Here is a 12,107-nt window from a genome sequence, read left to right as displayed (position 1 = left end):
CATCAATGAAACGAATAGGTTTACTTTCGGATACCCATGGATTTGTCCATCCGCGCTTGTTTGCATTTTTCGACAAGGTAGATGAAATATGGCATGCCGGCGATTTTGGGAATATAGAAACGGCGGATACTCTGGCTGATTTTAAACCGTTACGTGGCGTGTATGGTAACATCGACGGGCAGGATGTTCGAGTGGATCATCCGATGCACCAGCGGTTTAAATGCGAGGATGTGGATGTATGGATGACACATATTGGTGGTTATCCGGGACGTTATGAGCGCTATGTAAAACCAGACATTTATTCCAATTCTCCCGATCTATTTATCAGTGGGCATTCGCACATTTTAAAAGTGATCTTCGATAAAAAACTCAATTTTTTACACATGAATCCCGGAGCTGCGGGCTACAAAGGTTTTCATAAAGTTTGCACGGCACTGCGTTTTGTGATTGACGGGGCGACCATTCGTGATCTTGAAATCTGGGAAATGCCGCGCCACGAAGCAGTACCGCGAGTCTAGAAAATTGTTATGCCGGCTCTTCCAATTTAAATAATTGCCCCCAAAGTCGGTTAAATTCTTCGTTGTATTGTTTTACGATCTCAAACTTTGTCGTAGCCACCAAATTTTCCTGGTTGTGTTTGGTTGCAGTGTAAGTCCAGTTAAAACTGCCGGTAATTGCAATCTGACCATCGATAATACCAAACTTGTTGTGCATGTGGTAATGCGAATGATCGGTTTTAACAGGGATTCCGGCTTTAGCGAGTTGAGTGATTTCAGAACCATTGTCTTCCACTTTTTCGTCGTCGGTAATGATCCTGACGTTTACGCCCCGTTTGTGGCAAGATTTAATCTTTTTTGCCAATTCGTAATCGGTAATGGTAAAAATGCACAGATCGACGGATTCTGTAGCGTGATCGAGGAGTTGTTTAATTTCGTTTTTAATCTGGTTGCCGGGACTGAAAAATACCCGGTTAAAGTGAAATGCATTTTCGTTAATCAATGTAATACAGATTTCCAACCACGAAATTAGGTGTCTATGACCGGATGCTTCCAATTGTTTGCCCTTTTCAATCAACAACGTTTTTAGTTCCTCCCTGTCAGGTCGATTCAGCTTTTTTAATCTGCCGGTGATGGATGTTGGTACCTCATTCTCGTCCAGCGAATCAGAGCGTTTAACAAAGTAATTAAAAAGGTCTTGCATGGATATTTAAGTTAAAAGTAGAAAGTAGAAAGTAAAAAGGCAAAAGTAGAAAAGTTGGGAGTGCGAAAAACAATCTTCCTCAATCTTTCATGTAATAAATCTCGTGACTCGTATCTCGCAACTCGTTACTTTTTAAATGAATGTGCTACCCAGTTATTTTTCTCCACAAAACCTGCATCAGTCATTCCCAGACTTTCTGCTTTGGTTTTAATATCGGGGATGTCTTCTGTATAAAAACCACTCATGATTAATGTACCGCCGTTATTCAATACTTTATGGTATGATTCCATGTCATTCAGCAATACATTTTTGTGGATATTGGCAAAAATCAAATCGTAAGTTTCATTTCCCAGATGGCTGGCATCACCCAGCTTTGCATCGATATTCGTAATGTTATTTAGCGATGCATTTTCCAGTGTCCCTTCGTACGACCATTTATCGATGTCGATAGCGGTAATTTGTTTTGCTCCTTTCATCGAAGCCAAAATACTAAGAATTCCGGTTCCGCAACCCATGTCAAGAATCGTTTTTCCGGTGAGATCATTTTGCAGAATCGACTCAATAATGGTAGCGGTTGTTTCGTGGTTGCCGGTGCCAAATGCCATGTTTGGCTGAATTATAATCTCATATTTTGCTTCGGGAAATTCGGTGTGAAACGGTGCCCTGATCATACATTCGCCACCAATTACCAAAGGTTTGAAATAGTTTTTTTCCCACTCCTCATTCCAGTTTTGATCGGCAATAAATTCAGATTCCACATCGAAAGAAAAATCCCCGGAAAATTCTTCGAGTACCGTGTTTAAACTTTCTTCCGAATAAGCTGTAGCGGGAATAAAAGCATCAAATCCGGTTTCTGTTTCTACAAAACTGTCGAAGCCAATTTCTGCCAGCTGGGCATTTAATATGTCGCGTAACCACTCCTGAAACGGTGTGATTTGTATCGTAATTTTTTGGTAATCCATTCTATTTATCTTCTAATCTTCTTGTTATAAACTTTGAAAGAATGTTTAACACCGTCCTTTAGGGCGGTGAAACGCAAAAGTAAACATCTCGCTTGATTTTGTAATATTTTGTAAATTATTAAAATACAAAATATTACAAAATCTATTAAAAAGGTAAGTCTTCATCACCGCCCTAAAGGACGGTGTTAGTAAAATAACTATAAATAGTTGGATAATGGGATAAAAAAACGGCCACTCATAAATGAATGGCCGTTACACTGTCCCTTTTCCGTTCACATAAAAAATTTGTTCGGAAAAAAGTTTACGGCTATAAAGCCAAAAATTCCTGTTATAGCAATAATTGCAAGGTCTGCAATCTGGTTTTTGACGTTTTCTTTTCGCTTTTTTATGATAATAAAATGAAGTACCATTAAGCACAAACTAACTATTAGCCATAAGAATGATGAATGGAAAGCACTGAAAAAGCGGATGTACGAAGATTTGTTGTCGGTAAGCTTTAGCTCGAATGGAAAGAGCAAATGCGCGATTTTTCCTTCAAGACGTTCATCTTTTGTTAACCAGGATTCTTTGTAGGTATCAACGAACTTGAAATCTTTATCCAAAACTGTAGTTGAAATAAATCCATTACCAAGACTAGTTATTGTGTAATTGAACAGATCGCCAAGAATCCGTACTTCGTTTAATTCCGGATGTGTTTCTGCGACATCAAGCTTTTGAAGCATATAATCGTATTGCGTCAAAACATATACTTCGTGGTTGGTGGAAAACAAATACGCGTAATAGAGTTTGTCGCTAAAATCAACGCAGGCAATATGTTTGAATTTAAGTCCTTCGGGTAAATCAACTTTTCGAACAAATGGTTTGCCTTTTATCATTTTTATATGAAAAAGCTGATTGGCACCGTCAATAACGAGGTATCCTTCGTCGCACGATTTTCGGGTAGTTGGCAACCCGTTTATAGATGTAGCCGGGAATTTAAAGCCACGGTTATACAGAACGGCCGAAAACATCCGGCTCTTTTCTTCAAGTATCTTGTTTGTTTTTGAATCAAGAAATTCCATGCGCCAGGTAATGCGGAAAAAATCATCAGGCATTTCAAGATTTGCCCTTCCTGATTGCGATTCAAAAAGTGGGTACAACGATGGAAGTGGTGTGTCGATATCTTTAGGGCGTACTCGGAAAAATGACCGGTTACGACTTATTTCGTGCAGATCCATTTCAACACCGTTTATCGAGTCGGGCATTGTTCTGTTTAATGTAAGCTGGCGACTGTAATTCAGTGGGAGCTTTAATTCAAATTCATCACGCGTAAATTCATCACCATTTGAATTGGTGAGAATTCCTCCATCAGCCGGCCGGATCATAAAGAAGTCATTATCAACACAACTGTAAAAAACACTGGGTGCTTTTATGGGTTTCTCAAACGAAATCCAATACAAACGGGGTAAGGCAATAGCCAGACTAAAGATGGCTATAACTACTAATATATATCTGCTAAATTTTACCATTTTACATTTCTCCTTTTCTGAATCGGTAACCTGAAAACAACAATGAAAAACTACTTAACAATACCAAAACTGCCATGAATGGATTTACCGGAGAAAACCCATCTGTTAAAGCACTTTGCAATAATAAGGGGACAAATAGTACGGCAACGATCAGGTAGAAAATGCGATATTTCCAAACCGGTTCCAGAACAATTAAGGCGGTGAGGTTATAACACGCAAATCCTGCCAGGAACCAGGGCAAAATCGATGAGATTGCCGGTACGAATATGTCGCCGGGGAAATAAATTAAGCTTAGTCCCGTAAATAGTAAAAATTGCAGCAGATAACTGATAAAGAGTGTGCCTGCTCCGAAAAGCCACATTGTAAGTAAAGCTTTGTTTTCGTTAAGCGGCAAGTGAAAAGTAAGCTTTATTCGTTTGCTAACGGTTTCGGGGAAATATTGTGCGATGGCGATTGCAAGAGCTCCGATACCCGGCAAAAACTTTAGCAAACTAAAATATTGACCGCCCATAAAAAGCAGGAAATACCAGTATCCGTTGGGTGAACTAAAGGTGATGTCGTGTTGTACACGAATAAAACAATAGACTACCGATAGTATGCCTATTCCTGCGTATATGAGTAAAAACCATCTGATTTTCAGCCATTCTTTATATATCATTCCTTTCCACATAAGCTTAATATTTTCCGGTTAAACCAATAAACGCATCTTCCAGTCCCATCTCAATTTTTTCAAAATTTTTGTATGAAATACCATTGCTTTTCAAAAAGTTCTGAACCATTTCTTCCGACTCGTAAGTGTAAATCTCAATTTTGTTATTCACCTTTTCAAAATTGGCCACAAAATCTTCTTTCGACAGGTCGATTGACGGATTCTCCACTTCGAGGTAGAACTGTTTAAATTCGCGCATAAACTCATTAACATCGCGCTGTGCCAACACACGATTGTAATCCATAATCAGTACATCATCGATCAGTCGCTCCATGTCCTGAATAATGTGTGAAGTGGTGAAAATGGTTTTGTTTTTTGCTTTGGCATATTCGCGCAGGTAATCAATAAACAGCCTGCGGTAACCGGGATCGAGTCCCATCGAAAAATCGTCGAGAATAAGCAGATCAGGATCTTGAGCCAGAATTAAACCTAATGCAACCTGAGAACGCTGACCACACGACATAGTAGAGATTTTTTGTGTAGGAGTAACTTTTAACTTCGACATCAATTGCCAATATGGTTCGTTATCCCATTTATCGTAGAATTTCGAGTAAAATTTCTCTATCTGATGAATGTTCATAAAAGCATACTGGACATGTCCTTCGATCAGAAATCCTATCCTGGCTTTGTTTTCCGGTGTCAGGTGTTGGGTGTTTTCTCCATAAATCAAACACTCTCCGCTGCGGGGTTGCAGAAAACCATTTAATATATTTATGGTGGTCGTTTTTCCTGCACCATTTTTCCCCAAAAGTCCCAGAATACTGCCTTCCCGAACCTTGATGTTCAGGTTTTCGTAAACCAGTTTTTTCCCATAATAGTGGGTGAGGTTGTTACATTCGATTGCGTATTCGCTCATAGTTTAAAAGTTAATTCCGAATTGTAGATTAATATATGTTCGGTCGGGATTATTGATCATTTTCGAATATTGTTTGGTGTAATTTGCATTTAGGTACATCTGCATCCACTCACGATACATTTTTATTCTTTTTCCGATGCCAATTTTTGCACCAATCTCCGACATTGCCGCGTTATAATACTCGAAGTCATTTTCAACAAAATCGGTGTTTGTAAGTTTCAAAAGTGTTTCTTCATCAACCAGTTTATAATAACTGTCGAATCCTTTTTGGTATTTTCCATTGATCTCAAAAATCAGATCGGCAAAAGATGTAAGCATTTCCTTTTTTACGGCTGCATTTGCAGAAAAGTATTTGAGTTGCTGTTCATTCTTTTCAGGCACAAAATAGTAGGACGATTCACTGGTATATAGTTCTCCTCCAACCGTCATTCCCCAGTTATAATGATTATTGTTTACAAGTTTATAATAATCGTAGTTTGCGCTAACAGTATTTTCCTGGTGCCAGTATAACACATATTTGGCAGCGGTTGACCACTGGTAGTTTTCCTGAACCTGCTTAGGCTCAACAACCGGTTCGTGTCCGTAAATATGTTTGTCGTTAAAACTTAGTTTTAACCTTTTTACTGTTTGTTCGGGTTGGCCAAAAAGAAACACCGAATTTACATCGGTTTGAAAATTCTCGAGCAGTACTACCTGTAACGGAACGCTCACTCCGCGTTTAATATCTGTTTCTTTCTGAAAGAATGATATTTCAGTCATGTTTTGAAAGGCTGAACCGTTATATCCGAACTGAAGAGCTCCACCAAAAGTTGTGGCTTCCTGCGTTCTTAAATCACGCTCGTAGGAAGACGTGAAAACTCCAAGTCCTTTAAAATGGTAGAAGGTATAAGTAGAATCTGCTACCAGTTCCACTTCAATATCTTCTTTAGCCGTTTCAATTTTTAAGTTTAGTCCAACATTGAATTTGTTGATGCTGTACACGATTCCTGGTTTAAATCGAAAATCGGTGGCTTTGTTTACCGGTCTGGGGTCTTTTCTTCGTGTTCCGACCCCGGTTTGATAATTCACTTCAAATCCAACATTCAACTGTTCGTTTGCATGCCAGGCAGCTTTGGCATTCATATCGAAGTATTCTTTAATGTATTTGCCACCAATGTCATCACCTAATGTGTAAGGATTATCGTTATAGGATTCCATTACATCAGTCCATCGAGATTCTTTTTCAACCTGACTGTAATAACTAAAATCTCCATAGAAATTCCAGTTTTTTAAATGTGTGTAGCCATTGGTATAAAAACCGTATTGAAGATCCTCCCGGCCTTGCTGGAACAGGTGATAATCACCTTTGCTGTCGTTATAAAAAACCGACACCCGGCCTATACGATGAGGAAGCTCAAGGAATTGTAATCCCGCAGCGTTATCCGAAACCGACCAGGGACTTTTTAGCAGTAATATTGATTCGGTTGACAGTGAAGCGCGCAATGAATCAGGATCGCTGGAATTCGCCCGACAAACATTAAACAGTGCCACTAAAACGATGAGAAAAAATGTTATATGTTTTATCCTATTCATTTATTCACTTTCAATTATTCCCGGAGTTGGCTCCTGGTTGGTTAAAAAATCGTTGCTTGAATTGTTGGTGTCCATTAAAATGACTCTGCCATCGACAACCTTCTGTACTTTTCGTTTAATTGAAACTTTCTCACCTTTCCCTCTATGTTGAATATATCCTGAGTCTATATTATTAGGCAAACGCTTGTATACTGTTGGATTTAACTCAGGGTTTTCTATCCCATCAATAATCCAACTGTCAGGCACTAATACGCATCGGTCGGTGCTACCGGTCGCTATGATGTAGTTTTCTGCATTGCCGAAAAAAGCTTGAAAGTTGTTGTCCGGTATCCTGAAAATAATGGACGATTGACCATGTACATTAAAGACCATAACATTCGCAAAAGGACGTTCATGTACCTGAATCATGTTAGCATTTGCAACCCCCGGATTATCTACATATCTCCCGTCCTCTATAAATAATTCAAAATCAGATCCTGACAGGTCAATTGAATTAGGATTCCCATTTGGATCGTCGCGATGGTTTATTGCCGATTGAGCGATAACAAACGACTCTCCAGGATCTATTGGGTAATCAGTACCGCTTCCAGGAATGACGGCAATATAACTCCAACATGCTATATCCGAAGGGAAACTTCCATCTGGATTTAATAAAGGATTTGGCGTGTAGGTATTTTTATACCAGACATTGCCAAAACATAGTCCATCAGCAAATAGTGTGATATCTGAATTGTTATATATTTCGATGAATTGGTCTCTGGAATACGATTCCCCTTCAGGAGTTCGACTGCCAGAGTTGTAGAATTCGCTTATTACAAATCCTGAATTTAAAATAGTTAGAGTTGTTTGCAGGGTTAGCTGCGTTGCTGCAAGTATTTTCCTGTCAAATACAGTCTCGTGAAATAATATATCCTTGTATGTAGGTTTACCATCTATTTCAAAGAGATAATTTTGCTTGGAAGAAACACTAATATCATATAAACCTCCTCTCACTTCAAAATGAACATTTCCATTTTCATCAGAGAATTGCGAATATTTTCTCCCCGTTTGTTTGTTTACAATTTCAATTGTTGCATTAGGTAAAGGAGCGGCATTGAATAAACTATCCGGATAGTATACGCTTATATCAAAATCATAGGTCTGCGGAATATCATACTTTTCGCAGGCAAACAAAAACAAAAGTCCTATGTAAATTATATATTTCACTTATTCAGTGGCGATTATACCCGGAGTCGGCTCCTGGTTGGTTAAAAAGTCGTTGGTTGAATTGTTAGTATCCTGGTAAATCGTTCTTCCGTTAATTACTTCTTTTACTTTTCGTCTTATTGAAACTCCTTCGTAGCTTCCGCGGTGTTGTATATAACCCACATCAATACTGTTTGGGAGGCGTTTAAATACTCCACGGTCATCTAATCGCAGGTTATCCACACCATCAATTACCCAGGCGCGTGGTACCATAAAGCAGTTAAAAGAACCTCCCGGTTCGATCATAAAATTATCAGGATCGGTAAAAACAGCTTCCAGATCATCCGACGGTAAACGGAAAATAATAACCGGTTGACCACGAACATCTATAGTCATAGCTGAGCCTATAGTAAGCCGTTGCATTAAAATATTTGGAACGCTTGGAACATCAACGTATTTGCCAGCTTCAACTACCATCTCCCAGGCAGCAATAGACAAATCGAATGAATTGGGGTTACCATTAGGATCGTCTCTGTGATTTAACCCCGATAATGCAATTATAAATGATTCGCCGGGTTGAATCGGGTAATCTTCTCCGGAACCCGGAACTATGGCTACAAAGCTCCACAAAGGTATACGTGGCAATAGATCGCCATTTTCATCTACCCATGGAGTAGGCTCGTAACTAACTGTATGGCGTATTACTCCAAAACACAATCCATCAGAATACAACACTTCGTCGGTATTATTATAAATCTCGATGAATTTGTCTGCTCCGTACGATTTATCTTCGGGTGTCCGGCTGCCAGACGAATAAAACTCTTTGATTACAAAACCTTCATTTTCGATTGAGTATTCGGTGTTAAGTGTTAAGACGATATCATCGTCAAGAATTAATTCTCCGTTTAAACTACCGTTAAACATGAGTGTTTTTTCTGTTGGATAACCATCGACTTCGATAGTATGTTTTTCCTGAAATGAAATAAGAATATCATAGTTTCCACCTCTTACATTAAAGGTCGCTATTCCTTTACTATTGGTTCGCGCTGTATACTCTCTGCTGGTTTGCACATTTCGTACAATAATTTCCTGATCACCGATGACACCTCCATTATTAATGTTATCAGGATAGACGGCTTTCACTGAAAAATTATAAGTAGTAGGTTCATCGTAGCTTTCGCATGCAACTAGTAAAACAAGTATCAGGTACAAAAACTTTTTCATGACGTTGCTTAATTTTTAAAACTGCATTTTAATATCTGCTCCAAAATACGGAGCATTGTTTCTACGTATATACGTTCCTTCCCGTTCATTTAACTCCCATGGGCGTATATTCAGGAAGTTATTGGCATAGAAGGATAGCTTAAAGCGTTGAGCAATATCTTTCGATATTTTTATATTGCAAAGTATTAGTGGGGATAGCGTTAACGGATCAAAGCGATAACGTCTTTCTGTGTCAATGGCCAGTTGATGAATCGATTCCTGAAAGTCGTCGATTGCATATTCATGTTCAATGCCGTCGTATGTGCTGTAGCTGGTTGGCAAATAATAATAGTAGTAATCTTCATCATGCGAGCTAAACAGTTCTGGCTGTTCAAGATAGTCGCGCAATTCCGCTAATGTATAAAACTTATAGTCATCGTAGGTTTTTCGCCAGTCTTTTTCGTACCAAACAACTTGTGTGGTCAAGGTTACCAGCATTTTAATTTCGGGGATGTGGGTAATAATGTTCAGGTTTGAGTTCAAGCGTTCTTTTACAGTTCCGTAGCCCATTTGATTTGGGAATTTTGTGATAAATGAGACCTGTTTACTTGAATTACCCTCGTAGGTGGTATATTGAACAGTTTCCCAATAAGGAGCATCAGTAGTATATGTTTCGGTTTGGAGCCAGGCCCCGTTAAGATTAAAGGAGGTGCGTAATGCCTTAATTTTACCAAAGTCAATATTATATTCTACTCCTCTTTTTATTCGGGTTCGGGCATTTCGGTAGGTGCTATAGCTTTTCCATTTTTCGTCCATTTCGTAAGGAACGGCAACGGTTTCACCAGTTTCGGGATCATCGTAAAAAACACCTTCTCCTTGAATTAAATACGGACTTAAACCGGCATCAGGTTGTTCGTAACGTTTATAGTTCATAAGGAAGTAGCTTCTATCGGTAATAAATCCGCCTTCGTGTTTTTCGTAAAAGCCGGTAATCCGCGATTTAATTCCTCCCAGTTGAAAATCTATTCCTGCTTCATATTTTTTACTGTGCGAAGCTTTAAGATCATAATTCCGGGTGTCTTCCATAACTTTTGTTGTGGCTACAACCAGCTCGGGATAATAATCGAAGTTCTTTACATCGTTGTAATCTTTGTCGGGGTAAAGATGGGTAAGGGTAGGAGATTTCGTGGTTTTTCCGTAGCCCATTCTTAAAGTCAGGTTTCTGAGCAAATAGTTCCTGCCCCGATCAATAATGCTGTAACTGATATTCAGACGCGGATCAAAACTCAGACTTCCATCGGTTGCAAAAATACCGTTCGGCTGAATATTATCCATCCGTACGCCTGCCATTACATTCAGGTTCGTCGATCCAAGGGCCACATCTATTTTGTCTTCAGCAAAAAACGATAATTGGTTTAACGAAGGAATATCGGTAAAAGGTCGTGGGCGAGTGCTTTCCCCAGCCGGAGGATTGGTTACATCGAAAGTGCGCCCTTCGCCGTTGTTTCCTGTTGTTCGCCACTCTGTCCCTAATAAAATACTATTGGTGGTTTTCTCTGTTTTATGATAAAGTCTTGTTTTAAGTTTGGCATACAGATTAAAAGGTCTGCCGTCGTAAGTAACTTCAGAATAATAAGAAGATGGCCCGTATTGCGCTTCATATTCTCCATCAACTTTAGATGAAATTATGATATTTGCACCGGAGCTATTGGACTCGAGTGTTTTTTCAAAACCTTCTTGCCAGGTTTTTGTGTAACCAGCATCCAACGATACACTCTTTAAAAATGATTTATTCAGTGACCAAAGCGCTGATAATTTTGATTGTAATTTTCTGTCTTTTGCATGATATTCTTCTTCCGCTTTCATATCAGGGTCCCATTTTTGGCCGTCAAGCGATTCAAAATAATCGGCTTTAAACTCAATATTCAATGGATTGCGGTTGCGAAAAAAAGTATTGGTGTATTTTGTTGAGGCATTAACTCGTTTGAATTCATCGGTGTTTTTAAAAATATATTGATAAGAATCGGTATATCCGGCATCAACGTTTATTACACCACGATCGTTATTCAATAAATAGCCTTTCTCGAAAGCCAATTGTTTTGTATGCGGATCGGCCTGAAGTTTCACACTGTATGGCGAACCACCGGTTTTGGTTTTAATATGAACAGCTCCTGAGGTGAGGTTGCCATGTTCGGCTGATGGAATACCTACGTCAACAGTTATAGATTCGATATTATCAACCGAAATTTGCCTGAGGTCCACCCCGGTACCGGCTACCGAAGCGAATCCGCCTTGAATACTTTGTTGCATATTTCCGTCGTTCGACATGGGGATGCCGTCGATTACAATTGCAGTTCCCAAGGCACTGTTCACATCGGTACCAACTTCACGAATACTAACTTTTTCAGGAGTAGCAAGATTTGGATTTTGTGAAAGGTTACCAGGAATTAACTGCATAACTTCTTTTAAACTTGACGCCTGAACATGATCGATAGCATCGCGTTTAATTTTTGAAGCAGTAGCTCCTGAAGATGAGTTTTCTGCTGTTACTATAACTTCGTCTAATCCCAGAGATTGTAATTTTAGTCGAATGTTGAGATTAACGTCTTTTCTTAGTACCATGTCGAGCGTATACTCTTGATAACCAATATAGGTGACGGAGAGTTTGTGCGGTCCGGAAGGTACATTGTTGATAGTGAACTCACCTTTTTCGTTTGATGAGGTACCAATACCCAAATCAGGAAAGGCAATATTTGCATAAATGATAGCTTCCTGTGTTGCTGCATCGCGGATAATTCCACTTACTGAAACTTTATCCTGGGCATTAACAGAAAATATAGCCGCAACAACAAGGATAATGGTTAAGATTAAATGATACCGTTTTCCAGACATTATTACTTGAGAAATAGATT

The 12,107-nt window shown here is 39.1% G+C and carries 10 protein-coding genes; 1 reads left to right on the top strand and 9 read right to left on the bottom strand.

Features of this window, described 5'->3' with window-relative positions; translation table 11 throughout:
• Positions 1 to 5 precede the first annotated feature (5 nt).
• Positions 6 to 518, top strand: coding sequence for a metallophosphoesterase family protein (locus tag SLH46_RS12490; protein WP_320281527.1), 513 nt, complete (start codon positions 6 to 8; stop codon positions 516 to 518).
• 7 nt (positions 519 to 525) lie between these two features.
• Here the strand turns inward: SLH46_RS12490 and SLH46_RS12485 are convergent, their stop codons facing one another.
• The 9 genes from SLH46_RS12485 to SLH46_RS12445 form a co-directional block, all read right to left on the bottom strand.
• The gene (locus tag SLH46_RS12485) at positions 526 to 1,200 is read right to left on the bottom strand and encodes a phospholipase D-like domain-containing protein (RefSeq protein WP_320281526.1); all 675 of its coding nucleotides are present in this window, start codon (positions 1,198 to 1,200) and stop codon (positions 526 to 528) included.
• Positions 1,201 to 1,325: 125 nt separating this feature from the next.
• Positions 1,326 to 2,162, bottom strand: coding sequence for a 50S ribosomal protein L11 methyltransferase (gene prmA / locus SLH46_RS12480; RefSeq protein WP_320281525.1), 837 nt, complete (start codon positions 2,160 to 2,162; stop codon positions 1,326 to 1,328).
• A gap of 272 nt (positions 2,163 to 2,434) precedes the next feature.
• Positions 2,435 to 3,670, bottom strand: coding sequence for a DUF4857 domain-containing protein (locus tag SLH46_RS12475; protein WP_320281524.1), 1,236 nt, complete (start codon positions 3,668 to 3,670; stop codon positions 2,435 to 2,437).
• 1 nt (position 3,671) lies between these two features.
• The gene (locus SLH46_RS12470; protein WP_320281523.1) at positions 3,672 to 4,340 is read right to left on the bottom strand and encodes a hypothetical protein; all 669 of its coding nucleotides are present in this window, start codon (positions 4,338 to 4,340) and stop codon (positions 3,672 to 3,674) included.
• 4 nt (positions 4,341 to 4,344) lie between these two features.
• Entirely contained in the window at positions 4,345 to 5,235 is an 891-nt protein-coding gene (locus SLH46_RS12465; RefSeq protein ID WP_320281522.1) for an ABC transporter ATP-binding protein, read from the bottom strand.
• Positions 5,236 to 5,238: 3 nt separating this feature from the next.
• The gene (locus SLH46_RS12460) at positions 5,239 to 6,807 is read right to left on the bottom strand and encodes a DUF6850 family outer membrane beta-barrel protein (protein ID WP_320281521.1); all 1,569 of its coding nucleotides are present in this window, start codon (positions 6,805 to 6,807) and stop codon (positions 5,239 to 5,241) included.
• Positions 6,808 to 8,013: a DUF4876 domain-containing protein gene (locus SLH46_RS12455; protein ID WP_320281520.1), complete on the bottom strand. Its 1,206-nt coding sequence runs from the start codon at positions 8,011 to 8,013 to the stop codon at positions 6,808 to 6,810.
• Positions 8,014 to 9,216, bottom strand: a complete 1,203-nt coding sequence (locus SLH46_RS12450) for a DUF4876 domain-containing protein (protein ID WP_320281519.1) — start codon at positions 9,214 to 9,216, stop codon at positions 8,014 to 8,016.
• 15 nt (positions 9,217 to 9,231) lie between these two features.
• Entirely contained in the window at positions 9,232 to 12,087 is a 2,856-nt protein-coding gene (locus SLH46_RS12445) for a TonB-dependent receptor (protein ID WP_320281518.1), read from the bottom strand.
• Positions 12,088 to 12,107: the final 20 nt, after the last annotated feature.

Origin of the sequence: Draconibacterium sp. IB214405 (assembly GCF_033963885.1) — a bacterium.
Classification (GTDB): domain Bacteria; phylum Bacteroidota; class Bacteroidia; order Bacteroidales; family Prolixibacteraceae; genus Draconibacterium.
This window is presented reverse-complemented; position numbering and strand designations above follow the sequence as displayed.

Bases quoted from the DNA above. Each gene is read 5' to 3' on its own strand.
- SLH46_RS12445 (WP_320281518.1), bottom strand. From the start codon at position 12,087: ATGTCTGGAAAACGGTATCATTTAATCTTAACCATTATCCTTGTTGTT.
- SLH46_RS12470 (WP_320281523.1), bottom strand. From the start codon at position 4,340: ATGTGGAAAGGAATGATATATAAAGAATGGCTGAAAATCAGATGGTTT.
- SLH46_RS12450 (WP_320281519.1), bottom strand. From the start codon at position 9,216: ATGAAAAAGTTTTTGTACCTGATACTTGTTTTACTAGTTGCATGCGAA.
- SLH46_RS12490 (WP_320281527.1), top strand. From the start codon at position 6: ATGAAACGAATAGGTTTACTTTCGGATACCCATGGATTTGTCCATCCG.
- SLH46_RS12485 (WP_320281526.1), bottom strand. From the start codon at position 1,200: ATGCAAGACCTTTTTAATTACTTTGTTAAACGCTCTGATTCGCTGGAC.
- SLH46_RS12460 (WP_320281521.1), bottom strand. From the start codon at position 6,807: ATGAATAGGATAAAACATATAACATTTTTTCTCATCGTTTTAGTGGCA.
- prmA (WP_320281525.1), bottom strand. From the start codon at position 2,162: ATGGATTACCAAAAAATTACGATACAAATCACACCGTTTCAGGAGTGG.
- SLH46_RS12475 (WP_320281524.1), bottom strand. From the start codon at position 3,670: ATGGTAAAATTTAGCAGATATATATTAGTAGTTATAGCCATCTTTAGT.
- SLH46_RS12465 (WP_320281522.1), bottom strand. From the start codon at position 5,235: ATGAGCGAATACGCAATCGAATGTAACAACCTCACCCACTATTATGGG.